The sequence below is a fragment of the Nocardioides sp. Z30_9 genome (assembly GCF_058215735.1).
In genome coordinates this window covers 1226460-1251284 of sequence record NZ_JBZAJF010000001.1, presented here as the reverse complement: position 1 = coordinate 1251284, position 24825 = coordinate 1226460, and the positions used below count along the sequence as shown (strand labels likewise).

The window sequence follows — 24825 nt, the reverse complement described above, 5'->3', positions numbered from 1 at the left end:
TTCGGGAGGAAGCCGTGCCGCTCTCCGAAGAGGAGCTCCGCCTGCTTGAGCAGATGGAGCATGCGCTCGCGCAGGAGGACCCCAAGTTCGCCTCGACGTTGAGGGGCAGCACCCTCCAGCGAGTCGCGCGAATGCGCACCGCCGCAGCCGGCGGTGTTTTCGTGCTCGGTGTCGCGATGATGATGGGCGGCACCATCAGTGCACAGATCTGGCTGGGGGTGCTCGGCTTCGTGGTGATGCTCGCCTCCGCCACCATCGGCCTGGCCACCTGGCGCGGGCGACACGCAGTGCCGGCGCAGGCCCAGACCGGTGAGGACCAGCTCTTCGACTTCGACGACAACCCGCACCGCTTCGAGGTGATCGAGGGTGGCCGCTCCCGCAAGATGCGTCCCACCAAGCAGCGCCGCGGCGGTGGCCGGGGACCCAAGCACGGGACCTTCATGCAGCGCATGGAGCAGCGCTGGGAGCGCCGGCGGCACGAGGGCTACTGAGCCCGATCCGATCATCCCTGGCCCCCGACCATGAGGGGCCCAACCAGGTCCCCGCGACCATGACAGCGGCCTCCCGGGCCTGAGCACGTGGGGCCCGACATCGGCCGATCAGGACGAGCCCGTCCCGACCCTGAGCCCCCGAGCCCTGAGTCCGGAAGCTGGAGCATCAGCACGGCGCCATCAGCCCGGTCGATCAGCGCTCGCGCCGCAGCAGGGAGCTGGGCCAGAGCCGGCCGCGCCAGCCGCGCCGCCGGTCGACGCTGCTCACCATCGCCCGTCGCCACGAACCCACCGTCTCCACGGTGTGGTCGCGCAGCTGCGCATCGACGCTCCCGCCGGACCCCCCGCCCGATCCCGGGGCCCCGCCGCGGTCGTAGCGTCCCCGCTCCACCCGGACCAGCAGGTCCTCCAGGGCGTGCCGATCCTCGTCGCGGACGGGGACCTGTCCGGCCACGCTGCGCGCCTGCTCCCGGGGCGATCGCTGCTCGGGCCACTCCAGGCCCAGGTCGAGAGCCGTTGCCCGCAGCTCGGACCAGGCCCCCTCGGCCAGGTGCGTCGGGTCCGAGGCGCCGAGCCGGCGGGTCCGCTGGGTCCGGCGTGCCAGGCCCGGCCCCAGGCCCAGGACCACCACGACGGCCAGGGCCACCAGCGGCCACACCGGCAGGCTGCGTCCCTTCCCATCGCTCGCAGAGTCGTCGTCTGCCGCCTGCGCGGGGGCAGGTGCCTGGTCCCGCGGAGCCTGGTCGCCGGGGGCGACCGAGGGCGCGACCGCCGGGAGGGCCTGTCGGGTCCACGACGGGGTGGCGCCGGCGCGCTGGCTGGGCGTCGGCTCGAACCTGACCCACCCGGCCCCGGAGAAGTACATCTCCGGCCACGCATGCCGGTCGTCACTGGTGTAGAGGATGCGCCCGTCCGGCTCGGTGGTGCCGTCCAGGAACCCGACCACGACCCTGCTCGGGATCCCCAGGGTGCGCCCCATCGCGGCCATCGCCGCGGCGAACTGCTCGCAGTACCCGACCCGGTCGTTGGTGACGAAGGCAGCCAGCAGGTCCATCCCCGAGCCGCTCCGCTGCTCGAGGGAGTAGCGGAAGCCCCCGCCCTCGCGGAACCAGTCCTGCAGCGCCACCGCCTTGGCGAAGTCGCCCTCGGCCCCACGGGTCACCTCACGAGCCCGCTCGGCGATCACGTCGGGGAGGTCCTCGGGCACCTCGGTCATCGGCTCCCGGACGCTGTTCGGCGCACTGCCTCCCGCGTCGAGCAGCTCGGCGGTGATGGTGGGGGTGAAGGCGGTGGCGCGGTACTCCAGCTGCGAGGTGCTGCCGCGGCTGAGGAAGGCGACGTCGAGGGTGCGGTCGTCGTAGCGCCACAGCCCGGGCACGTCCAGGTTGCGGATCGGGTAGGGCAGCGGGAGCCACATCGTGCTGAACCGGGGCGCGAGCTGGAGCTTCCACTCGTCCTCGACCCCGTCGACGGAGGGAGCGAGCCCGGGCGGGTTCGGGAAGGTGCCGTCGGCGTCGTTCTCGCTGGGGAGCTCGCGGGGCGAGGGCCGCCAGGCGCTGCTGGTGAAGTCGTCGAGCACGGTCGTGCGCAGGTAGCCGGTCGTCCGCGACTTCGTCTCGGCATAGACCAGGGGCGTGTTCGTCTTCACCACGAGGTCGCGCCGCATCCGGATGAACGGGTTCACCGCCAGCTGGTAGCCGCGTCCGTCGCCGAGCCCGTTCCCGAGGCTGTCGGCGGGCGTGCGGCTGAGCAGGTCGGCGACGGGGACGAGCGGGGCGGCGAACAGGGCGAGCAGGACGGCGGCGGCCGAGACCTGCCACAGCGTCGCCGTGCCGGTGCCGGTGCGGACCTCCGCCCGGCTGCTCACCGGAGCCGGGCCGTCCGGCACCCGGGCCGACCCGCCGTTGCCCCACCTGCGCAGTCGGTCGGGGAACTGCGCGGCGAGCAGCCACAGGAACAGCACCGCCACGGCGACGAAGACCGGCACCGCCAGGGCGTCGGTCATGATCGTCACGGGCACGCTCAGGGCCACCAGCAGCGGCAGCGCGACCAGCGCCGGACGGCGCAGGCTGATCGCCAGCACGTCGATGGAGAAGATCACGGCCAGGCCGCAGGCGGTGAGCATCGCAGCGGTGGCGATCGGGTTGACCTCCACCGGAGCGCCGTAGGTGTTCAACGTCGCGGCACCGTTGTAGACGGCGTACGACGTGCTCCGCACGGACCTCTCGGTCGGGATCAGGCCGAGCACCGACTGGCCGGACGCGACCGCCACGTTGAGCGAGACCAGCGCCAGCACCAACTGGGCCATCACCACGGCGTAGGCGGCCACGCCCAGCGCGCGCAGGACGCTTCCCGCCAGTGCCAGCACCAGGCCCGCGAACAGCGTCGGCACCAGGAACCGGGACGGCTCGCTCACCATCCCGCTCCAGGACAGCAGCGCCGTCCAGCCGGCCAGCAGCCCCAGCACCGGGGGACCGATGACCCAGCGCCTGGTGAAGGGGGAGCGGCTCATCGCGCCAGCTCCAGCCAGGAGGTGGCCAGTGGCGCGCCGCGCTCCAGCGTGGTGGCCTTCCAGCCCGTCTCACGCAGGGCAGCGGTCGCCGGCGGCCCGCTGCTGCTCCCGCCGCCCCAGGTGGAGACATCTAGCACCACGGCGTACGCCGGGGAGGAACCCGTCCGGGCCAGGCTGGAGAGGAGCTCGCGGTCCGCGTCGCCGAGGTCACCGAGCACGGCGAGCACCATCCCGCCCTGGCGCGACTCGTCGGCCCACCCGGTGGACAGCCGCTCGGCGCGAGCCGGGCCGAGCAGCGCGAGCCGCTCGAGCTGCTGGGGGAGTGTGGCCCCGCGGGCCCCCTGGTGCCACCCGCGGTAGGCGGGCTCGTCGCTCGCGGTGACCAGCCGGACCTCGAAGTCCATCCCGACCAGATGACGCACGATCGAGGCCGCCGTACCGACCGCCGTCTCCAGCGAGGAGGCAGCCCCCTGGCCCCGGTGCGAGCTCCGCCTGTTGTCGATCAGCAGCGTGCACCGCGACTGCCACTGCTGCTCCTCGCGGCGCACCATCAGCTGGTCGGTGCGCGCGCTGGTCGGCCAGTGGATCCGGCGCAGGTCGTCGCCGAGCCGGTACTCCCGGGTGGTCACGTCGGGGCTGCCGCCCCCGACGAGGTCGCGCGTCCGGTTCTCACCGGCCCCGGCCCAGGCGCCGGCCAACGGCACGCGCGGCAGCGGCTCGGTGTGGGGGGTGACCAGGAGGGAGGCGGTGGAGGGAAGGGTCTGGCCGAGGTCGACCATCCCGATCGGGTCGGCCACCCGCACCCGCAGCGGCCCGAGCAGGTAGCGGCCGCGCTGGTCGGTGTTCACCTGGTAGCGCAGCGTGGTGTGTTCGCCTGCTCCCAGCGGGTCGACCAGGAACCGCTGCGGCCCGCCCAGCGCGGCGGGGAGCTCCTCCTCGACGAGGAGCAGCCCGGTGCGTCGGCCGGTGGTGCCCACCTCCACCTCGACGTGGGCGGTGGTGCCGGCCTCGACCTGGAGGGCGCTGAGCGCGCGGCGTACCCACAGCCGGCGCTCGCGGTGCCGCAGGAGCAGCCAGGTCAGGACGGGGACGAGCAGGGCGAGCAGGCCGATCCGGACGAAGTCACGCTCGCCGATCTGGATGCCGCACACGACCGCGGCGGCGCCGGCTGCGAGGAAGCACCGTCCCTGCACGGTCAGGTTGCGCAACGCCGCTGCTCCTCGGACTCGTCAGGGCCGAACGCTGTCCGGCGTGACCCGGCCGGAGGCGTGGGGGACCGGAACCTGCGCGAGCACCTGCTCGACGACCTCGGTGGTACGCCGCCCGCTCATCGTGGCCTCCAGGGTGGGGACCAGCCGGTGCGGCAGCACCTGCGGGGCGAGGTCGCGCACGTCGTCGGGCAGCACGTACTGGCGACCCTGCATCGCCGCCCACGCCTTCGAGGCGCGGACCAGGTGCAGGGTGGCCCGCGGCGAGGCGCCGAGCCGGAGGTGGGGGGAGCGCCGGGTCGCGGTGCTCAGGGCGACCGCGTAGCGCTGGACGGTCTCGGAGACGTGCACGCTGCTGGCGACCTCGATGAGCTTGCGCACCTCGGCGGCGTCGGTGACGGGCTCGAGGTCCTCGAGGGGACTGGTCCCGTCACGCGCGGAGAGCATCGCGATCTCCGCGGACTCCACCGGGTAGCCCATGGAGAGCCGCACCATGAACCGATCGCGCTGGGCCTCCGGGAGGGCATAGGTCCCCTCCATCTCGATGGGGTTCTGGGTGGCGATGACCATGAACGGGGACTCGAGGGAGTAGGTGGTCCCGTCCACGGTGACCTGGGCCTCCTCCATGCACTCCAGCATCGCTGCCTGCGTCTTTGGGCTGGCCCGGTTGATCTCGTCGCCGACCACCACGTTGGCGAAGATCCCGCCCGGTCGGAACTCGAACTGCCGGGTGTCCTGGTTGAAGACCGAGACGCCGGTGACGTCGGAGGGCAGCAGGTCGGGGGTGAACTGGATCCGGCGGACGCTGCAGTCGATGGAGCGGGCCAGGGCCTTGCTCAGCATCGTCTTGCCGACGCCGGGGACGTCCTCGATCAGCAGGTGGCCGCCGGCGAGCAGCACCACCAGTGCCGACCGGGCGATCTCGGGCTTGCCCTCGATGACGCGAGCGACGTTGTCCGAGATGCGCTCGGCGACCGTGCGCACCTCGTCGATCTCGGTGCCGCCCGACGCGTCCTGCCCTGCCTGCGCAGGGCTCTGCGTTCCCGCTCCGAACACGTCTGGCTCCACCTCTCACCACTTCGCCCCACCACCGCCTGAGGGACGCCTCTCCCAAGTGAAGCCCATAGCACCACACAAGCGCGGCGGGCGGGTACGACGAGCGGCTCCCCGTTTCGGGCCGGTGGCGCCGGCGCCCGGCCCGGGCGCGGTGACGGTGGGGCGCATTTGCTGGCGAAAAGGGGAGGCAAGTGGCGGGAAAGTGGTTGCGTGTGGAGGGATGTGGAGTAAAGTGGTGCGAAGTGGAGGGACCTGGCGGTCAACGGGTTCACAGAGCAGGGGTGAGGGGAGCAGCAGATGTTCTCCGGCACCTACACCCCGAAGCTCGACGACAAGGGCCGCGTGATCCTCCCGGCGAAGTTCCGAGACGAGATGAAGGAGGGCCTGGTGATCACCAGAGGTCAAGAACGCGCCCTCGACATCCGCACCAAGGCCGACTTCGACGCGTTCAGCGAGAAGTTCCGCAACGCCTCGCAGACCGACGCCCGCCTGCGCGCCTACGGCCGGATGCTCTTCGCGCTGGCCTCCGAGCAGGTCCCCGACAAGCAGGGCCGGGTCACCATCACCCCCGAGCTGCGGCAGTACGCCGGCCTCGACCGTGACGCCGTGGTGATCGGGGTCTTCGACCGCATCGAGGTCTGGGAGCCGAGCTCGTGGGCCACCTACACCGCCGACCAGGAACAGGCCTTCGCCAACCTCCAGGAAGAGATCTTCCCCGGCTTCTAGAGGAAGGGACCCCGGTCCCGACGCACAGCACGGACAACTCAACAACGGTGATCGCAGGGCGAGGCTCGCGTCCGCTCCTCCCACTGACCCCTCTGACGCACCTTCCCCGGTGTCAGATGGGTCGCCCCTCCAAGCGGGGGTCGAGCGGACGGGAACCTGGCCCTGCGATCCCGAGAAGCACCACCGCACCACCGCATCCAGCAGTCACGCAGCACGAGCAGGGCAACCTAGGGGTCGAATCTCATGAGCAGCACCGTCACACCCTCCCGTCGGGTCAGGCACGAGGTGCGCGACTCGCTCGCCGTGATGCTCTTCTCCGCCGTCGCCTCCTGCGGCCTCGCACTGCTCCTGATGCTCGTCGTCCGGCTCGGGAACTAGAGCCCCTCGCCATGACCACTCCCGCCCACGTCCCGGTGCTCCTCGACCGGGTCGTCGCCCTGCTGGCGCCCGCGCTCCAGCACCCGGGCGCCGTCTTCGTCGACGCGACGCTCGGCCTCGGCGGCCACTCCGAGGCGGTGCTCGACGCGTGCCCCGAGGCACGCCTGGTCGGCATCGACCGCGACGAGCACGCCCTCGAGCTCGCCGGCGGCCGCCTCGCCCGGTTCGAGGGCCGGACCACCCTGGTGCACGCGGTGTACGACGAGATCCCCGACGTGCTCGAGGAGCTGGGGATCCCCGCCGCCGACGGCATCCTGTTCGACCTCGGCGTCTCCTCGATGCAGCTCGACGTCCGTGAGCGCGGCTTCGCCTACGCCGAGGACGCTCCGCTGGACATGCGGATGGACGACACCCAGGGCCCCACGGCCGCCGACGTGCTGAACACCTACCCCGCCAAGGAGCTCGCCCGGATCCTGCGCAGCTACGGCGAGGAGAAGTTCTCCCGCCAGATCGCCCGCGCGATCGTGCAGGCCCGCGAGACCGAGCCGTTCACCCGCTCCGCGCGGCTCGTGGAGCTGCTCCGCGACACGATCCCGGCCCCGGCCCGGCGTACGGGCGGGCACCCGGCGAAGCGCACCTTCCAGGCGCTGCGGATCGAGGTCAACGACGAGCTCGGCACCCTGCGGCGCGCGATCCCCGCAGCGATCGCCTCCGTCGGCGTCGGCGGGCGCGTCGTGGTGGAGAGCTACCAGTCGCTCGAGGACCGGCTGGTCAAGCAGGCCTTCGCAGCGGGCACCACCTCGCGGGTGCCCCACGACCTGCCCGTCGTACCGGCCGGCCACGAGCCGCCCCTGCGCAACCTCACCCGCGGGGCCGAGAAGGCCTCCGCCACCGAGATCGAGGACAACCCGCGCGCAGCCTCCGTCCGGCTGCGCGCCGTCGAACGCGTCAACAACAACCCGGGGGTCACCGCCGCATGAGCACCTTGATCAACTCTGCCAGGGCCGGCGCCCGCAACCGGGTCCCACGCTTCGCCGAGGCGGCCGTGGAGCGGGCCCGCCTGACCGTGGTGCCGCCGCGCCGCCAGCTCGGCCGCAGCCAGGCCGCTCGTACGCCGTTCGCCGTGCTCGTGCTGCTGATGCTGGCCGGGGGAGTGGTCGGCCTGCTGATGTTCAACACCCACATGCAGCAGTCCTCCTTCAAGGCCACCGCCCTGCAGAACCAGGTCAACGAGCTCACCGCCAAGAAGCAGTCGCTGGACATGGACCTCGACGGGCTGCGCGACCCGCAGAGCCTCGCCGTGTCCGCGAAGCGGCTCGGGATGGTGGCTCCGGCCCAGCCCGCGTTCGTGCAGCTCTCCGACGGCCGCGTGCTCGGCACCCCGACCCCGGCGACCCTCGACGGAGCGGTCCGGGTGAACCCGATGCCCGCGGAGCTGCCCGACTCCCTGAAGCCGAGGAAGATCTTCGTCCGGCCCGAGGTGTCCCAGCCCGCCCAGGTAGGCGCTGCGGGCACTTCGCGGGGCGACACCCCTCGCGCCTCCACCAACGAGACCCGCGAGAACGATAGGAAGAAGGCCAACAACCAGGCCAACTCCGGAGCATCTCGTTGACACCTCCCCAGCGCGCTCGGTCGGCCAACCAGCGTGGCGAGACCCGACTGCGGCTGAGGGTCGGGATGGTGCTGATCGCCATGCTGCTCTCGCTGTTCGGGGCACGCCTGTTCCAGCTCCAGGGCATCGACTCCAAGGCCTACGCGGCGCGTGCGGCCGAGTCCGGGGTGGTCACCATCGACCTGCCTGCCAAGCGCGGACGGATCCTGGACCGCAACGGCGTCCCGCTCGCGGAGTCGGTGGCCGGGATGATGATCGTCGCGGACCCCACGCGCACCACCCCGAACGCCGAGGCGATCGCCAAGATCCTCGCTGAGCGGCTCGACCTCGACTACTTCGACCTGCTCGCCAAGCTGACCAAGACCGACGACAAGACCCGGTTCGTCTACGTGGCCCGGCGGATCCCCTCCACCCTGGCCAGCAGCGTGATGGAGGAGCTGCGCAAGCACGAGTACGCCGGCGTCGACACCCGTTCCGACCCGCTGCGCACCTACCCGGCGGGAGACGTGGCGGCGAACCTCGTCGGCCTCGTCGGCGACGGTGGCGTCCCGCTGGCCGGCTTCGAGCTCAACTTCGACAAGCTGCTCGCCGGCAAGGACGGCAAGGAGACCTACGAGGTCGGCGGCGGCAACCGCCTCCCGCTGGGTGAGAACAGTCAGGTCAAGCCGGTCGACGGCCAGGACCTCGCGCTGACCATCGACCGCGACGTGCAGTGGTACAGCCAGCGGCTGATCCGCCAGGCCGTCGAGCAGGCCCAGGCCAAGTCCGGCGCCGCCGTGGTGATGGACTCGCGCACCGGCGAGGTGCTCGCCCTGGCCGACTACCCGACCTACGACCCCAACAAGCCGGCGAAGGTGGGCAAGGGACTGCTCACCAGCAAGGCGCTCGGCGACGTCTACGAGCCGGGCTCGGTGGAGAAGGTGCTCACGGCCGCGGCCCTGATCGACGCGGGCAAGCTGAGCCCCACGACCAAGATCAAGGTGCCCAAGGAGCTCCCGGTCCTCGACCGCACGATCGGCGACTGGTTCGACCACGGCCAGCTCAACCTCACTCTCGCCGGGGTGATCGCCCGCAGCTCCAACATCGGCACGGCACTCGCCGCGATGGAGTTCACGCCCCAGGAGATGCACTCCTACCTCGACAAGTTCGGCCTCGGGCGGCGTACCGGCGTCGGTATCCCGTTCGAGAGTCGCGCGCTGCTCCCGGCCGCCGAGAACTGGTCCGAGCTCACCCGCGCCCAGATCGCGTTCGGGCAGGGCCTCTCGGTCAACGTCCTGCAGATGGCCTCGGCCGTCAACGCCCTGGCCAACGGCGGCGAGCTGGTCTCGCCCAGCCTGGTCGAGGGGCAGGCGTCCACGGCCAACGGGGAGTCGGTCGGCACGGCCACCACCACCCGCAGCCGCGTGGTGAGCCCGCAGGCCGCCCGCCAGACGGCCGAGATGATGGAGCTCGTCACGACCCCGGAGGTCGGCACCGCGCCGGGCGCCGGGATCGAGGGCTACCGCGTCGCCGGCAAGACCGGCACCGCCCAGCAGGCCGGGGGCGAGTGCAACTGCTACCGCGACGGCGGCACGGCGGTCTCCTTCGGCGGCTTCGCCCCGGCGGACAAGCCCCGCTTCACCGTCTACGTCGTGATCAAGGGCCCCCGGGCCGGCGCCAGCGGCGGCGGCACGGCCGGCCCCGTGTTCCGCAAGCTGCTCACCTACGTCCTGCAGAAGTACGCCGTACCTCCGACCGCGACGCCACCCTCGACGCTGCCCACCATGTGGGGTCGTCAGGCCGTGCTGGCCGAACGGGCCGCACAGGCCGGTCGATAGCCTCGAGTGGTGGCAGAACCCCATGACGCGCGACACCACGTCGTGAGTCCGACCGATCTCACCCGTCCGGCGCGTCCTCCGCGGACCTCGTTGCGCCAGGTCAGCGACTGGGTCGGCGGCGAGCTCCGCACCGGTGGCGGCGACAGTGCGAACCCCGGCGCGGACACCGCGGTGACCGGCCTGTGCCTGAGCTCGCAGCGGGTCCGGCCCGGTGATCTCTACGCCGCGCTCCCGGGCAGCCGGGCCCACGGCGCGCGGTTCGCCGCGGACGCGGTGGCCGCCGGGGCGGTTGCCGTGCTCACCGACGCCGAGGGCGCCGCGCTCATCGGGGACGCCGGCGTGCCCCTGGTGGTGCTCGAGGACCCCCGCTCGGTCCTCGGGGTGCTGGGGGCCCACCTCTACGCCGACCCGGCCCGGTCGCTGACGATGCTGGCGGTCACGGGCACCCAGGGCAAGACCACCACCACCCGGCTCCTCGAGGGCGGGCTGGGCGCCGCCGGGATCCCCGCGGCCGTGATCGGCACCGTGGGCACCCGCATCGGCGGCCGCGACGTGAAGACCGCCCTGACCACCCCGGAGGCACCGGACCTGCACGCCCTGTTCGCCGTGATGGTCGAGCAGGGGGTCGGCGTGTGCACCATGGAGGTCTCCAGCCACGCGCTGGTGATGGGCCGGGTCGCCGGAGTGGTCTTCGACGTCTCCGCGTTCCTCAACCTCGGCCGCGACCACCTCGACTTCCACGCCGACGTCGAGGAGTACTTCGCCGCGAAGGCCTCGCTGTTCACCCCCGCCCGGACCCGTCGCGGGCTGACCAACGTCGACGACGCCTTCGGTCGCCGGCTCCTGGAGGAGGCCACCGTGCCGATGGCCACGTTCTCGCCCTCCGGGGCGCCCGCGGACTGGCGCGCGGAGGAGGTCGAGCTCGGCCGGGCGGGTTCACGGTTCACCGTGGTCACCCCCGACGGCGACCGGGTCGAGGCCGCGGTGCCGTTGCCCGGTGACTTCAACGTGGCCAACGCGCTGTGCGCGATCGCGCTCGCCGGCGAGGCCGGCCTGGACCCACGGCTGGTCGCGGACGGGATCGCCCGCAGCGGCGGGGTCCCCGGCCGGCTGGAGCCGGTCGACGCGGGCCAGGACTTCCTCGCGGTCGTCGACTACGCGCACAAGCCGGACGCGGTGGAGGCCGCGCTGAATGCGCTGCGGCCGCTGACCGCAGGCCGGCTGGTGCTGGTGATCGGCGCCGGGGGCGACCGGGACACGGGCAAGCGCCCACTGATGGGCGAGATCGGTGCCCGGTTGGCCGACGTGCTCGTCGTCACCGACGACAACCCCCGCAGCGAGGACCCCGCCGCCATCCGGGCCGCCGTGCTCGCCGGTGTCGACCGCGACAGCACCACCGCCGAGATCCTCGAGATCGGCGACCGTCGTACGGCGATCCGGCAGGCCGTCTCGATGGCCTCCGCGGGCGACACCGTCGTGATCGCGGGCAAGGGGCACGAGACCGGGCAGGAGATCGACGGCGTGGTGCACCCCTTCGACGACCGTGCCGAGCTGCTCTCCGAGCTGCAGGCCCTCGCGCACGCCGGGGGAGAGCGATGATCCGGCTCACCCTGGGGGAGATCGCCCGGATCGTCGGCGGCGAGGTCGTCGACGGTCCCGAGGACCTCGAGGTCACCGGCCCCGCCTTCCTGGACAGCCGGACCCCCGAGCCCGGCGGCCTGTTCGTCGCCTTCGCCGGCGAACACGTGGACGGCCACGACTACGCGCCCGGCGCTGTCCGGGGCGGTGCCGCGGCCGTGCTCGGCACCGGGGCGACCGGCGTGCCGACGGTGCTCGTCACCGACGCGCAGCACGCGCTCCAGGCGCTGGCCCGGGAGGTGCTGGTGCGGCTGCGCCAGGCCGGTCCGCAGCTGCAGGTGATCGCGCTCACCGGATCCCAGGGCAAGACGACCGTCAAGGACATGCTGGCCCGGGTGCTCGCGGCCGCCGGTGCCACGGTGGCCACCACGGGCTCGTTCAACAACGAGCTGGGCCTCCCGCTGACCGTGCTCCGCGCCGACGAGCACACCCGCTTCCTCGTCCTCGAGATGGGCGCGCGCGGAGTGGGCCACCTCGCCGAGCTGTGCTCGATCGCCCCACCCGACATCTCGATGGTGCTCAACGTGGGCAAGGCCCACATCGGCGAGTTCGGCTCCCAGGAGCGGATCGCCCTGGCCAAGGGCGAGGTGGTGGAGGCGCTGCCGCCCACCGGGGCAGCGGTGCTCAACCTCGACGACCCGTTCGTGTCCGCGATGACCTCGCGCACCCGGGCCACGGTGTGGAGCTTCGGGCGCTCCGAGGGAGCCGACGTGCGGCTCGCGGGCGTCGAGGTCGACGACCTGGGCCGGGCGTCCTTCGACCTGGTCCACGGAGGAGACTCCGAGCACGTCTCGCTGCGCCTGCTCGGCGAGCACCAGGCGATGAATGCGGCCGCAGCGGCTGCCGCTGCGCTCGCGGCCGGTCTCACGCTCGCGGAGGTGGCGACCACCCTGCGCGCCGTCGAGCGGCTCTCGAAGTGGCGAATGGAGCTGCACGAGCGGGCCGACGGCCTGGCCGTGCTCAACGACGCCTACAACGCCAACCCCGACTCGATGCGTGCCGCGCTGGAGACCCTGGCCCGGATGGGCCGCGGGGCCGGGCGCCGCACGGTCGCGGTGCTGGGGGAGATGCGCGAGCTCGGCGGCGACGCCGAGGAGGAGCACCGGCAGGTCGGCCTGCTCGCCGACAGGCTCGGCATCGACGTCGTCGTCGTGGTCGGAGCCGGTGCCGGAGGCATCCACGAGGCGCTCGTCGAGGCCCGTGGCGAGGGGGAGGCGACGCGCCAGGTGGAGACCACGGCACAGGCCGCGGAGTGGCTGCGCGAGAATGTGGCGGGTCCCGACGTCGTCCTCGTGAAGGCGTCGCGGGGCGAGCGGCTGGAACGGGTCGCGGACATGCTCATCGAGGCGGAAGGGGGGTCGGTGAGTTGAGAGCGATCCTGCTGGCCGGCGGCCTGTCCCTGGTGCTCACCCTGATCGGGACCAGGTACGCCATCCGGGTCCTCTCCGAGCGGGGCTACGGCCAGCTGATCCGCGACGACGGTCCGACCACGCACCACACCAAGCGCGGCACGCCCACCATGGGCGGGCTGGTGATCATCCTCGCCTCGGTGGCCAGCTACTTCATCGCGACCTTCGTCACCGGGAACAGGCCCAGCGCCTCGGCGCTGCTGCTGCTCTTCCTGTTCGTGGGGCTGGGCACGGTCGGCTTCCTCGACGACTACATCAAGATCTCGCGGCAGCGCAGCCTCGGCCTGCGCAGCCGGGCCAAGTTCATCGGACAGACGTTCGTGGCCCTGGTCTTCGGCGCCCTCGCGATCTCACCCTGGCTCGAGGACGACCGGTTCCGGACGCCCGCCGGGCACGCGATCTCGTTCATCCGGGAGCCGCGCGACCTGGTCCTGCCCTCGGTCGTGCTGGTGCTGTTCATCTGGGTGATGATCGCCGGTGCCAGCAACGCGGTGAACCTCACCGACGGGCTCGACGGGCTGGCCGCCGGGGCGTCGGTGATGACCTTCGGGGCCTACACGATCGTCAACATCTGGCAGAACAACCAGTGGTGCGGCCGCGACGCCGGGCCCAAGTGCTACGACGTGCGCGACCCGCTCGACCTCGCCGTGGTCGCGGCGGCCATCACCGGGGCGTGTTTCGGCTTCCTGTGGTGGAACGCGTCCCCGGCCAAGATCTTCATGGGCGACACCGGCTCGCTCGCGCTCGGCGGGGCGCTCGCGGGCTTCGCCGTGCTCACCCGCACCGAGCTCCTCCTGGTCCTGCTCGGCGGGCTGTTCGTGATCCAGACGCTCTCGGTGATCCTCCAGGTGGGCTACTTCAAGGCCACCAAGGGCAAACGGCTGTTCCGGATGGCACCACTGCACCACCACTTCGAGATGCTCGGGTGGGAGGAGATCACCGTGGTGATCCGGTTCTGGCTGATCGCCGGCATCTTCGTCGCCGCCGGGCTCGGGGTCTTCTACGGGGAGTGGGTCGCCGGGGTATGACCACGGTGATCGACTCCCTGGGCCGCACCAGCGACTGGAGCGGCGTCCGGGTCGTGGTGGCCGGCTTCGGGGTCTCCGGGTACGCCGCCGCGGACAACCTGACCTTCCTGGGTGCCCAGGTGACCGCGCTCGACGAGTCCGAGGCGGGGGACCGCCGTGAGCGCGCCGACCTGCTCAACAGCCTGGGAGCCACCGTGCTGCTGGGACCCGGGTCGACTGCGACCCTGCCCGACGAGGTGGACCTGGTGGTCACCTCACCCGGCTGGTCACCCTCGGCCCCGCTGCTCGCGCAGGCGCGGGAACGCGAGATCCCGGTCTGGGGCGAGGTCGAGCTGGCCTGGCGGCTGCGCGACCCGGCCCGCCCGGCGCCGTGGCTGGCCGTGACCGGCACCAACGGCAAGACCACGACCGTGCAGATGCTCGAGGCGATGCTGCGCGCGGACGGCCTGCGCACCGTGGCGTGCGGCAACGTCGGCCTGCCGATCGTGGAGGCCGTGATGGACCCGGAGCCCTACGACGTCCTCGCCGTGGAGCTCTCCAGCTTCCAGCTGCACTACACCTCCTCGATGAAGGCGCAGTCCGCCGCCGTGCTCAACGTCGCGGAGGACCACCTCGACTGGTACCCCGGCGAGGACGGCATGACGGCGTACGCCGCCGACAAGGGCCGGATCTACGAAGGCGTCGAGCGCGCCTGCGTCTACAACGTCGCCGACCCGGTCACCGAGCAGCTGGTCCGGGACGCGGACGTGACCGAGGGGGCCCGGGCGATCGGGTTCACCCTGGGCACCCCCGCGGTCGGGATGGTGGGCCTGGTCGACGACATGCTCGCGGACCGCGCGTTCGTGGAGGACCGCGAGAACTCCGCGGCCGAGCTCGCCACGCTCGCGGACCTCGCCAGCAACGCCCCCCACTACGTGGCCAACGCGCTGGCGGCCGCCGCGCTCGCCCGCTCCCACGGGGTCTCCGCCGCCGCCGTGCGCCGCGCGCTGCGGGAGTTCCGCCCCGACGGCCACCGCATCGCCGAGGTGGCCGTGCTCGACGAGGTCACCTGGGTCGACGACTCCAAGGCCACCAACCCGCACGCGGCACTGGCCTCGCTCCAGGCCTACGAGCACGTGGTCTGGATCGCGGGGGGACTGGCCAAGGGAGCGAGCTTCGACGACCTGGTCGTCCGCGTCCGCGACCGGCTGCGCGGAGTGGTGCTGCTCGGTCGCGACGCCGGTGTGATCCGGGCGGCGCTTTCGCGACACGCGCCCGATGTGCCCGTGATCGAAGTGACCGACGGCGAGACTGAACACGGAGAACCCATGGACCGCGTCGTCGCCGGGGCGGCGAGCCTGGCTCGTCCCGGAGACACGGTGCTGCTGGCACCGGGATGCGCCTCCATGGACATGTTCGCCAATTACGGCGCCCGCGGTGATGCCTTCGTGGCGGCGGTGCAACGCAGGCAGGACTGACGGCGAGGAGGAGGAACTGTGAGCGTCACGAGTCAGACGCGGAACACCTCCGGGACCGGGTGGATCGGCCAGAAGGTCGCTGCGCTGCGCGCCAACATGGAACGGCCGCTGACGTCGTACTACCTGCTGCTCGGCGGCGCCACGATGCTGCTCGCGATCGGGCTGATGATGGTGCTCAGCTCCTCCAGCGTGTACTCCTACCGGGTCCACGACAGCAGCTACCACATCTTCCTCAAGCAGCTGACCTGGGTGATGATCGGCCTGCCCGCGGCCTGGGTCGCCAGCCGGATGAACCGCCGGTTGCTGCGCCTCCTGGCCTGGCCCTCGGTGCTGCTGGCGGTGGTGCTGCTCGCGCTGACCCAGACCAGCCTCGGCTTCGAGGTCAACGGCAACCGCAACTGGCTCGCGCTCGGCCCGTTGACGATCCAGCCCTCCGAGGTCGCCAAGCTCTCCATCATCTTGTGGTCGGCCGACGTCTACGCCAAGAAGGAGCGGCTGCTCGCCAAGCCGGTGCACGCGCTGCTCCCGGTGGCGCCCGTCGTCGCGATGATCTCGCTGCTCGTGGTCGTGCAGCGCGACCTCGGCACGGCGCTGGTGCTGTTCGCGCTGCTGCTCGGGCTGCTGTGGGTGGTCGGCCTCCCCGCCCGGCTGTTCGGCATCGCGCTCTCGCTGGTGGGGGTGGTCGCGTTCTACCTCGCGGCCTCCAACCCCGAGCGACGCGAGCGGCTGCTGAGCTTCATCGACCCGTTCAAGGACTTCCAGGGCTCGGGCTGGCAGGCCGGGCACGGCCTGCTCGGGATGGCCAGCGGCGGCATCTTCGGCAAGGGCCTCTCCGCCAGCCAGCAGAAGTGGGGCAGCCTCCCCGAGGCGCACACCGACTTCATCTTCGCGGTGCTCGGCGAGGAGCTCGGGCTGGTCGGCACCCTGCTGGTGCTGGTCCTGTTCGGGGCGATCGCGTACGCCGCGATCCGGCTGGCGATCAACACCGAGGACCCCTTCGTCCGCTACTTCACCGCGGGTGTCACCATCTGGCTGATGTCCCAGATGCTCATCAACGTCGGCATGGTGCTCACGTTGCTCCCCGTGATCGGCATTCCGCTCCCGCTCGTCTCCTACGGCGGCTCCGCGCTGGTGCCCTCGCTGGTGGCGCTCGGCCTGCTCGTCGGGTTCGCGCGTGCGGAGCCGGAGGCGGCCGCCGCTCTCCAGGCCCGGCACGGGGCCCGCAGGGGCAAGGGCCGCCCCGGCGGCACGTTCCCGGGTGCGACCTCTGCGGGCAGCGCCCGCTCGAGGCGTCCTTGATGGTTCCCCACCAGTCTCCGCCGCGGGTCCTGCTGGCCGGCGGCGGCAGTGCCGGCCACACCTCGCCGCTGCTCGCCACCGCCGACGCCCTGCGCCGGATCCACCCCGACATCGAGATCACCGCCCTCGGCACGGCCCGGGGCCTGGAGACGCGGGTGGTCCCCGAGGCGGGCTACCCCCTCGAGCTGATCCCGCCGGTGCCGCTGCCCCGACGGGTCAACCGCGACCTGCTGGCCACCCCCAACCGGCTGCGCGCAGCGCGGCTGGCGGCACTGGAGGTCGTCGACCGGCTCCGTCCCGACGTGGTGGTCGGGTTCGGCGGCTACGTCTCGGTGCCGGCCTACCTCGCCGCCCGCAAGCGCAGGCTCCCGCTCGTGGTCCACGAGGGCAACGCGCTCCCCGGGATCGCCAACAAGCTCGGGGCCCGGTTCACCGAGCACGTCGCGACCAGCTTCCCCGGCACCGCCCTCCCGCACGCCCGCTACCTCGGGCTGCCCGTACGCCGGATGATCAGCACCCTGGACCGGGCGGCCCTGCGCGACCAGGCCCGTGAGTTCTTCGGCCTGGCCTCCGACCGGCCGACGCTGCTGGTCACCGGCGGCTCCCAGGGGGCCCGCCGGCTGAACCAGTCGGTGGCCGCGGCCGCGCCCGCGTTCGCCGCCGCCGGGGTGCAGGTGCTGCACATCGTGGGGCCGAAGGGCGAGGCGTCCCCCGAGGTCACGGCCGGCGGCCCGGCGTACGTCATCGAGGCGTTCGTGAGCCGGATGGACCTGGCCTACGCCGCTGCCGACGCGGTGCTGTGCCGCTCGGGGAGCAACACCGTGACCGAGGTCTCCGGGGTGGGCCTGCCCGCGATCTACGTCCCGCTGCCGATCGGCAACGGCGAGCAGGCGCTCAACGCCCGCCCGGTGGTCGACGCCGGCGGCGGGCTGCTCGTCTCCGACGCGGCCCTGACGCCCGAGTGGGTCCGCAGCGAGGTCCCCGGCCTGCTCACCGACCCCGCCCGGCTGGCAGCGATGTCGGCCGCCGCCCGTGACGTGATCCCGCTGGACGCCGACGACAAGCTGGCCGAGATGATCCTGCAGGCCGCCGCCGAGCGGGGGCCGCGCAGATGAGGGTCCCCGTCCCCGACGTCCTGCTGCCCGCCGACCAGCTCGGCAGGGTCCACTTCGTCGGCATCGGCGGCGCCGGGCTCTCCGGCATCGCCCGGATCATGCTCGCCCGGGGCATCGAGGTCTCGGGCAGCGATGCCAAGGAGTCCCGCACGCTGGAGGCCCTGCGCGCGCTCGGGGCCACGTGTCACGTGGGCCACGACGCGGCCAACCTCGGCTCCGCCGACACCGTCGTGGTCTCCACCGCGGTGCGGGAGACGAACCCGGAGGTGGTCGAGGCCACCCGCCGCGGGCTCCGGCTGCTGCCGCGCTCGGCTGCCCTGGAGTCGGTGATGCAGGGACGCACGGTGGTGGCGGTCGCGGGCACCCACGGCAAGACCACGACCACCTCGCTGCTCACCGTGGCGCTGCAGCACTGCGGCGCGGACCCCTCGTTCGCGATCGGCGGAGACCTGAACGAGACCGGCTCCAACGCCCACGACGGCAGCGGTGAGCTGTTCGTGGCCGAGGCCGACGAGAGCGACGGCGCCTTCCTCGTCTACTCGCCGTACGCGGCCCTGGTCACCAACGTCGAGGCCGACCACCTCGACAACTACGGCACCGAGGAGAACTACCGGGCCGCGTTCGACACCTTCGTCGACCGGGTCTCGCCCGAGGGGTTCATGGTCGTGTGCGCCGACGACCCCGGCGCCGACGCGCTGGGCCGCACCGCGGTTGCCCGTGGGCGCACGGTCGTCCGCGTGGGCGAGAGCTCCGACGCCGAGGTGCGGGCACAGGAGGTGCGGTTCGAGGGGGCCACCTCGACGTTCACCGTGGTGGACCGCGGCATCCGCCTGGGCGAGATCACCCTGCAGATCCCCGGTCGCCACTACGTGCTGGACGCACTCGCCGCCCTGGCCTGCGGCCTGCGCCTCGGGTTCGACTTCGCCGACCTGGCCCGCGGGCTGGCCGCGTTCAGCGGCACCCGGCGGCGGATGGAGCTCAAGGGCGAGGCCGGCGGCGTACGCGTCTACGACAGCTATGCCCACCACCCCAACGAGATCCGCGGCGACCTCCAGGCGGCTCGCTCGCTGGCGGGGGAGGGCCGCGTGGTGGTGGCCTTCCAGCCGCACATGGTCTCGCGGACCCGCATCTTCGGCCACGACATGGGGGTGGCGCTCGGCGCCGCGGACGAGGTCGTGGTGATGGACGTCTACGTCGCGCGCGAGGAGCCCGAGCCGGGGGTGAGCGGCGCCCTGGTGGCGGCCGCCGTACCCCTCGCCCCGGAGCACGTCGTCTTCGAGCCCTCCTGGTCGGCCACGGCCGGCCACCTGGTCGCCCGCTCCCGCCCGGGCGACGTGGTGCTCACCCTCGGCGCCGGCGACGTCACCCTGCTCGGTCCCGAGGTGCTGGGGCTCCTCACGGAGCGGGGCGCACAGGACGACGATGTCTGACCGGTCCAGCCGGCTCAAGCGCCGCGGTCACACCGCACCCCCGCCGTCGTCGGGTCCCGACGAGGAGACGGTGCGGATCGCCAGCAAGGACTTCCGCAGGCGCCGGCGTGCCGGCCTGTGGCGCCGGGTGCGGATGGTCCTGATCGCGCTGGTCGTGGTCGGTCTCGTCTCGGGAGCCGTCTGGGTGGTGTTCTTCTCCAGCCATCTCACGGCTCGCACCGTCGAGGTCAGCGGCACCAGGACCCTGGGCGACGCCCGGATCGAGCGCAGCGCCGAGGTGCCGATCGGGACGCCGCTCGCGCGCGTGGACCTCGACGCGGTCCGCGCCCGGGTGGAGTCGCTGGCCGCCGTACGCCGCGCCGAGGTGTCCCGCAGCTGGCCCGACGCCGTGCACATCGAGGTCACCGAGCGGACCCCGGTCGCGGTGATCGACCGCGGCAGCGGACTGAGGTCCATGGACGCCGAGGGCGTGGTCTTCGGCGCGCACACCCGGCGCCCGGCCGACCTGCCGCTGGTCCGTACCGAGCCTGACACCGAGGGCGAGGCCCTCGCCGAGGCGGGCCTGGTGATCGAGGCGCTGCCGGCCTCGGTCGCCCAGCGCGTCGACGTCGTCGAGGTGTCCTCCGTGGACGAGATCGGGCTGGTGCTGGGCAACGGTCGCCGCGTGGTGTGGGGGAGTGCCGAGCAGTCGGAGCAGAAGGCCGAGGTGCTCGCCGTGCTCCTGGAGCGACCCAGTCGCCAGATCGACGTCTCGGTCCCCGGGCGGCCCACCACCCGCTGACCGACGACACCGGAATTCTTTTTTCTGGTGGCGCGTCCGCGTGTTGCGCGGGTCCGCGGGACCCGTCCACCTACCTTGTTCTAACTACCTCAGGTTGACATAACATTAACCCTCTACTTCAGGGTTAGGGTTTTTCAGGCCAGAGCACTTCCCCAGATACATCCGTCGCCGCTCTGCAGTCGGGCAGGGTGGCAAGCACATGAGAGGCAACGCCGTGGCAGCACCCCAGAACTACCTGGCCGTCATCAAGGTCGTGGGTATTGGTGGAGGTGGAGTCAACGCCGTCAACCGGATGATCGAGGTCGGGCTGAAGGGCGTCGAGTTCATCGCCATCAACACAGATGCACAGGCCCTGTTGATGAGCGACGCCGATGTCAAGCTCGACATCGGTCGAGAGCTGACCCGTGGGCTCGGTGCCGGCGCGAACCCCGACGTGGGTGCGCAGGCCGCCGAGGACCACGGTGAGGAGATCGAAGAGGTGCTCAAGGGCGCCGACATGGTCTTCGTGACCGCTGGCGAGGGCGGCGGCACGGGCACCGGTGGTGCCCCGGTCGTGGCCAAGATCGCCAGGTCGCTGGGAGCGCTGACGATCGGTGTCGTGACCCGGCCGTTCGCCTTCGAGGGCCGCCGTCGCGCCACCTCCGCGGAGGAGGGGATCGCCTCGCTCCGCGAGGAGGTCGACACCCTGATCGTGATCCCCAACGACAAGCTGTTGATGATCTCGGACCGCAACGTGAGCATGCTGGACGCCTTCAAGCAGGCCGACCAGGTCCTGCTGCAGGGTGTCTCCGGCATCACCGACCTGATCACCACCCCCGGCCTGATCAACCTCGACTTCGCCGACGTCAAGTCGGTGATGTCCAACGCCGGCTCGGCGCTGATGGGCATCGGCTCCGCGCGTGGTGAGAACCGCGCGGTGGAGGCCGCGGAGCTGGCCGTGTCCAGCCCGCTGCTCGAGGAGTCGATCGACGGCGCCCAGGGTGTCCTGCTCTCGATCGCCGGTGGCTCCGACCTCGGTCTGTTCGAGATCAACGAGGCGGCCGCCATGGTCGCCGACGCGGTGCACGTCGACGCCAACATCATCTTCGGCGCGACGATCGACGACGCGCTCGGTGACGAGGTGCGGGTGACCGTGATCGCTGCCGGGTTCGAGGGTGGCCGGCCCAAGCGCCGCGACGAGGGGCAGTCCCTGCGGCCGCGTCCGGCCCAGACCCCGAAGCCGCAGAGCCAGGAGGAGACCCGGGCAGCCGCCCGGGCCATCGCCGAGCAGCGCCGGACCAGCGAGCCGGCGGCCCCCCGCCGGGAGCCGGTCACGGTGGGGGCACCCTCCGGCCAGTCGGCGAGCCCGTCGGGGAGCGGGAGCCAGCAGGGAAGCCAGTTCGGCGGCCAGCGTGCCCCCGAGTCGGCTGCCGGGTCCGCGCCGCAGCGGCCCGCACAGTCGTCGCGTCCCACCTTCGACGACGACGAGCTCGACGTCCCCGACTTCTTGAAGTAGGGAACAGCCCGCTCGGATGTACTTCCACCGCAGCAGCACCGGCCCCGTCGACCTGGCGTTCACCGACAGGTACGACGGGGTCAGTGCTGTGCCCTTCGACAGCCTCAACCTCGCCATCACCGGCGACGACGACCCGCAGGCCAGGCAGCGCAACACCGACCTGCTCGTCGGCGACTTCGCCCCCGGGGCCGAGCTCGCCGACATGGACCAGGTGCACGGCAACACCGTGGTGGAGGCCGCCGGTCCCCAGTCGCCAGCCCAGTCGCAGCCCCAGGCGCGACCCCAGTGCGACGCCCTGGTCACCGACCGGGCCGACACCGTCCTGATGGTGCGCGTCGCCGACTGCGTGCCGGTGCTGCTCGCCGACCCGGAAGCGGGCGTGATCGGGGCCGCGCACGCCGGTCGCCAGGGCGTGGCGGCGGGCGTGGTGGCCGCCTGCGTGGAGCAGATGTGGGTGCTCGGCGCCCGCGAGGTGCAGGCGTGGGTGGGGCCGCACATCTGCGGCCGCTGCTACGAAGTGCCGGCCGACCTGCAGGCCGAGGTCGCGGCCATCGAGCCGGCCACCGCCTCCACGACGTCGTGGGGCACGCCCGCGCTCGACCTCGGGGCGGGGGTGCGGGCCCAGCTGGAACGGCTCGAGGTAACGGTCCGCGACCTCGCCCGGTGCACCCTGGAGTCACCGGACCTCTACTCCTACCGTCGCGACGGCAGGAGCTCGGGCCGGATGGCCGGCCTGATCCGGAGGAGAGCATGAGCAACGAAGGCAACGAGCAGCGCCGCGAGGAGCTCGCGCAACGTCTGGGCGTGGTCCGGGAGCGGATCGAGCAGGCGTGCGCCGACGCCGGGCGCAGGCCTGCGGAGACCACCCTGGTGGTGGTGACCAAGTTCTTCCCCGCCTCCGACGTCGCCCTGCTGGCCGACCTCGGGGTGCGGCACGTCGGTGAGAATCGTCACCAGGAGGCCGTCGAGAAGGCGGCGCAGTGTGCCGGGATCGACGTGCGCTGGCACTTCATCGGCGGGCTGCAGAGCAACAAGGCAGCCGCGGTGGCCGGCTACGCCGACGTCGTCGAGTCGGTGGATCGCGCCAAGCTGGTCAGCGGCCTCGGCAGGGGTGCCCGCGAACGCGGCTCCGACCTCGACTGCCTGGTCCAGGTCAGCCTGGATCCCCCCGAGGCGCAGGGGCGTGCCGGTGCTCCCGTCGCCGAGGTTCCCGCGCTGGTGGAGCGGATCCTGGGCACCGAGGGCCTCCGGCTGCGCGGTGTGATGGGGGTCGCACCGCTGGACGGCGACCCCCGCGAGGCGTTCGCCAGGCTGCGGGAGACCGCCGACGTCGTACGCCGGGAAGCGCCGGAGGCGACGTGGATCTCCGCGGGGATGAGCGGCGACTTCGAGCAGGCGATCGCGGAGGGTGCGACACACCTGCGGATCGGCTCTGCGGTGCTCGGTCCGCGCCCCACGGTCAAGTAGTGTCCGAAGTGCCGTCAGAACAGTGACGACGGCACACAGCTCCACGAGAAGCAGAGGAAACCAAACGAATGAGCGCGATGCGGAAGATGGGCGTCTACCTCGGACTCCTCGAGGACGCGGACGGCACCTACGCCGACGCCGACAGCGAGTACGACGAGCCCGCGCGTCGCACCGAGCCCCGTGCCGAGTCCCGCCCCGAGCGTGAGCCGGCACGTCCGGTCGCCAACCTCTCCGAGCGTCGCCGCCCGGTGCGCGAGGCCGAGGTCGCGCAGCCGACGAGCACGGTGTCGCCGCTGTCCCGGATCACCACGCTGCACCCGCGCACCTACAACGAGGCGCGCGTGATCGGCGAGAACTTCCGCGACGGTGTCCCGGTGATCATGAACCTCTCCGAGATGGACGACACCGACGCCAAGCGGCTCGTGGACTTCGCCGCCGGCCTGGTCTTCTCGGTCCGCGGCACGATCGAGCGCGTCACCAACAAGGTGTTCCTGCTCTCCCCGCCCAACGTCTCGGTGACGGCGGAGGACAAGCAGCGCATCGCCGAAGGCGGATTCTTCAACCAGAGCTGACCTAGGCTCCTCACGTGGTCATCATCGGCACGGTCATCGACACGATCCTGTTCGTGTTCATCGCTCTGCTCTTCGTGCGTCTCATCGTGGACTGGATCCAGATGTTCGCGCGCTCATGGACTCCGCACGGCCCGGTCCTGGTGGCGCTCGAGGGCGTCTACTCGGTCACGGACCCGCCCGTGAAGGCACTGCGCAAGGTGCTCCCGCCGCTGCGCCTCGGCGGCGTGGCGATCGACCTGAGCTTCCTCGCCGTGCTGCTGATCTGCTACATCCTCAAGGCCCTGAACAGCGCCATCCTGCTGAGCTGAGCAGGCACTGCAAGGGCACCGGAAAGTGGGCCCAGCGAGGTCGCACCCGGTCCCCGGCTGCCTCGGCGGTGACCACCGGAACAGGTGCTCGGACTCGGATCGGTGCCGGACAAGTTATGGTTCAGGCGCAACAACCGATGGCCCGACGAACGAGGATCAGGTGAGTTCATGCCGTTGACGCCCGAGGACGTGAGCAACAAGCGTTTTACCCCCGTGCGGCTCCGCGAGGGTTACGACATGAGCGAGGTCGACCAGTTCCTCGACGAGGTCGAGGCCGAGCTGGAGCGTCTGCTCAAGGAGAGCGCCGACCTCCGGTCCCAGCTCGTCGCCGCAGGAGTCGAGGTCACGGACCCGGTCGAGGCCGCCCCGGCCGACGACGCAGCGGCCGAGAAGCCGGCGATCGCCGCGGTGCCCGAGACCCCCGAGACCCCCGAGCCCGCCGTCGCGGCCGCGGAGGAGCCCCCCGCCGAGACGATCAAGGTCGTCACCGCCGCCGAGGCGTCCTCGGCCGCGCTTCGCCTCCTCGAGCTCGCCACCCGCAACGCCGACGAGGTGGTGGCCGAGGCCAAGGAGGAGGCCTCCCAGATCCTGGTCGCCGCCCGGGGCCAGGCCGACCAGCTCGAGCAGGAGGCCCGTGCCCGGGCCCAGAACCTCGACTCCGAGACCGAGACCCGCCGGGTGACCCTGCTCGGGGAGCTCGAGCAGGAGAAGGTGCACCTCGACGAGGAGGTCGACACCCTGCGCGCCTTCGAGCGCGAGTACCGCAGCCGGCTGAAGAGCTACTTCACCGAGCAGCTCCAGGCCCTCGACGCGAGTGGCAGCGACGACCTCGGTGGTGGCGCGGCCCCGCCGCGCCGGCTGAGCTCGCTGCTGGACAAGGACAAGGACGGGTCCACGACGAAGGTCGACGCCGACCTCGACGGAGACCCCGTCGCGGGCGGCCCGGGGCCCAAGGGCGACCAGGGCTGAATCGGCCCCACCTGCACCACGGCCGCAGCTGCAGCCGAGCAAGTCCGTACGAGGGGC

23 protein-coding genes are annotated in these 24825 nt (G+C 72.2%); 20 read left to right on the top strand and 3 right to left on the bottom strand.

The annotated features are described in order from the left end of the window. Positions 1-14: 14 nt before the first annotated feature. Positions 15-491, top strand: coding sequence for an SCO2097 family morphological protein (locus AC4BGB_RS06185; RefSeq protein WP_490545708.1), 477 nt, complete (start codon positions 15-17; stop codon positions 489-491). 193 nt (positions 492-684) lie between these two features. On the opposite strand, the gene AC4BGB_RS06180 is transcribed toward AC4BGB_RS06185, so the two are convergent. The 3 genes from AC4BGB_RS06180 to AC4BGB_RS06170 are packed head-to-tail and all read right to left on the bottom strand — an operon-like array spanning position 685 to position 5204. Continuing rightward, complete coding sequence (locus tag AC4BGB_RS06180; protein WP_490545706.1) at positions 685-3003, bottom strand: transglutaminase TgpA family protein; 2319 nt, start codon at positions 3001-3003, stop codon at positions 685-687. Continuing rightward, on the bottom strand, positions 3000-4211 hold the full coding sequence (locus AC4BGB_RS06175; protein ID WP_490545704.1) for a DUF58 domain-containing protein: 1212 nt from the start codon (positions 4209-4211) through the stop codon (positions 3000-3002). Before AC4BGB_RS06175 ends, AC4BGB_RS06180 begins: the two co-directional genes overlap by 4 nt. A 21-nt stretch (positions 4212-4232) precedes the next feature. After that, positions 4233-5204, bottom strand: a complete 972-nt coding sequence (locus tag AC4BGB_RS06170; RefSeq protein WP_490546792.1) for an AAA family ATPase — start codon at positions 5202-5204, stop codon at positions 4233-4235. 360 nt (positions 5205-5564) lie between these two features. Here AC4BGB_RS06170 and mraZ point away from each other — a divergent pair, with 360 nt between their 5' ends. The 19 genes from mraZ (at position 5565) to AC4BGB_RS06075 (ending at position 24768) form a co-directional block, all read left to right on the top strand. Then, positions 5565-5993, top strand: a complete 429-nt coding sequence (gene mraZ, locus AC4BGB_RS06165) for a division/cell wall cluster transcriptional repressor MraZ (protein WP_490545702.1) — start codon at positions 5565-5567, stop codon at positions 5991-5993. A gap of 243 nt (positions 5994-6236) precedes the next feature. Continuing rightward, positions 6237-6371: a hypothetical protein gene (locus tag AC4BGB_RS06160; RefSeq protein WP_490545700.1), complete on the top strand. Its 135-nt coding sequence runs from the start codon at positions 6237-6239 to the stop codon at positions 6369-6371. An 11-nt stretch (positions 6372-6382) separates the two neighbouring features. After that, positions 6383-7351, top strand: a complete 969-nt coding sequence (rsmH, locus tag AC4BGB_RS06155; protein ID WP_490545698.1) for a 16S rRNA (cytosine(1402)-N(4))-methyltransferase RsmH — start codon at positions 6383-6385, stop codon at positions 7349-7351. Next, on the top strand, positions 7348-7983 hold the full coding sequence (ftsL, locus tag AC4BGB_RS06150) for a cell division protein FtsL (RefSeq protein WP_490545697.1): 636 nt from the start codon (positions 7348-7350) through the stop codon (positions 7981-7983). Before rsmH ends, ftsL begins: the two co-directional genes overlap by 4 nt. A gap of 65 nt (positions 7984-8048) precedes the next feature. Further along, positions 8049-9800: a peptidoglycan D,D-transpeptidase FtsI family protein gene (locus tag AC4BGB_RS06145; RefSeq protein WP_490545695.1), complete on the top strand. Its 1752-nt coding sequence runs from the start codon at positions 8049-8051 to the stop codon at positions 9798-9800. A 9-nt stretch (positions 9801-9809) separates the two neighbouring features. Continuing rightward, positions 9810-11399, top strand: coding sequence for a UDP-N-acetylmuramoyl-L-alanyl-D-glutamate--2,6-diaminopimelate ligase (locus tag AC4BGB_RS06140; protein WP_490545694.1), 1590 nt, complete (start codon positions 9810-9812; stop codon positions 11397-11399). Further along, positions 11396-12808 (top strand): UDP-N-acetylmuramoyl-tripeptide--D-alanyl-D-alanine ligase, encoded by a 1413-nt coding sequence (locus tag AC4BGB_RS06135; protein WP_490545692.1) that lies wholly within the window; start codon positions 11396-11398, stop codon positions 12806-12808. Before AC4BGB_RS06140 ends, AC4BGB_RS06135 begins: the two co-directional genes overlap by 4 nt. Continuing rightward, positions 12805-13875: a phospho-N-acetylmuramoyl-pentapeptide-transferase gene (mraY, locus tag AC4BGB_RS06130; protein WP_490545691.1), complete on the top strand. Its 1071-nt coding sequence runs from the start codon at positions 12805-12807 to the stop codon at positions 13873-13875. The genes AC4BGB_RS06135 and mraY overlap by 4 nt, the downstream gene beginning before the upstream one ends. After that, on the top strand, positions 13857-15332 hold the full coding sequence (gene murD, locus AC4BGB_RS06125) for a UDP-N-acetylmuramoyl-L-alanine--D-glutamate ligase (RefSeq protein ID WP_490545690.1): 1476 nt from the start codon (positions 13857-13859) through the stop codon (positions 15330-15332). Before mraY ends, murD begins: the two co-directional genes overlap by 19 nt. An 18-nt stretch (positions 15333-15350) precedes the next feature. Beyond that, the gene (gene ftsW / locus AC4BGB_RS06120; protein WP_490545688.1) at positions 15351-16631 is read left to right on the top strand and encodes a putative lipid II flippase FtsW; all 1281 of its coding nucleotides are present in this window, start codon (positions 15351-15353) and stop codon (positions 16629-16631) included. After that, positions 16631-17746, top strand: coding sequence for an undecaprenyldiphospho-muramoylpentapeptide beta-N-acetylglucosaminyltransferase (murG, locus tag AC4BGB_RS06115; RefSeq protein ID WP_490545686.1), 1116 nt, complete (start codon positions 16631-16633; stop codon positions 17744-17746). The genes ftsW and murG overlap by 1 nt, the downstream gene beginning before the upstream one ends. Beyond that, positions 17743-19176: a UDP-N-acetylmuramate--L-alanine ligase gene (gene murC, locus AC4BGB_RS06110; RefSeq protein ID WP_490545684.1), complete on the top strand. Its 1434-nt coding sequence runs from the start codon at positions 17743-17745 to the stop codon at positions 19174-19176. Before murG ends, murC begins: the two co-directional genes overlap by 4 nt. After that, entirely contained in the window at positions 19169-19957 is a 789-nt protein-coding gene (locus tag AC4BGB_RS06105) for a cell division protein FtsQ/DivIB (RefSeq protein WP_490545682.1), read from the top strand. Before murC ends, AC4BGB_RS06105 begins: the two co-directional genes overlap by 8 nt. 214 nt (positions 19958-20171) lie before the next feature. Beyond that, entirely contained in the window at positions 20172-21452 is a 1281-nt protein-coding gene (gene ftsZ / locus AC4BGB_RS06100) for a cell division protein FtsZ (protein ID WP_490545680.1), read from the top strand. A gap of 16 nt (positions 21453-21468) precedes the next feature. After that, complete coding sequence (gene pgeF / locus AC4BGB_RS06095) at positions 21469-22206, top strand: peptidoglycan editing factor PgeF (protein WP_490545679.1); 738 nt, start codon at positions 21469-21471, stop codon at positions 22204-22206. Next, positions 22203-22919, top strand: coding sequence for a YggS family pyridoxal phosphate-dependent enzyme (locus AC4BGB_RS06090; RefSeq protein ID WP_490545677.1), 717 nt, complete (start codon positions 22203-22205; stop codon positions 22917-22919). The genes pgeF and AC4BGB_RS06090 overlap by 4 nt, the downstream gene beginning before the upstream one ends. Positions 22920-22996: 77 nt before the next feature. Continuing rightward, the gene (locus AC4BGB_RS06085; RefSeq protein WP_490546791.1) at positions 22997-23491 is read left to right on the top strand and encodes a cell division protein SepF; all 495 of its coding nucleotides are present in this window, start codon (positions 22997-22999) and stop codon (positions 23489-23491) included. A gap of 14 nt (positions 23492-23505) precedes the next feature. Next, positions 23506-23799, top strand: coding sequence for a YggT family protein (locus AC4BGB_RS06080; protein ID WP_490545675.1), 294 nt, complete (start codon positions 23506-23508; stop codon positions 23797-23799). A gap of 168 nt (positions 23800-23967) precedes the next feature. Then, positions 23968-24768 carry a DivIVA domain-containing protein gene (locus tag AC4BGB_RS06075; RefSeq protein WP_490545674.1) on the top strand — a complete coding sequence of 267 codons (801 nt, stop codon included), beginning with the start codon at positions 23968-23970 and terminating at the stop codon, positions 24766-24768. Positions 24769-24825: the final 57 nt, after the last annotated feature.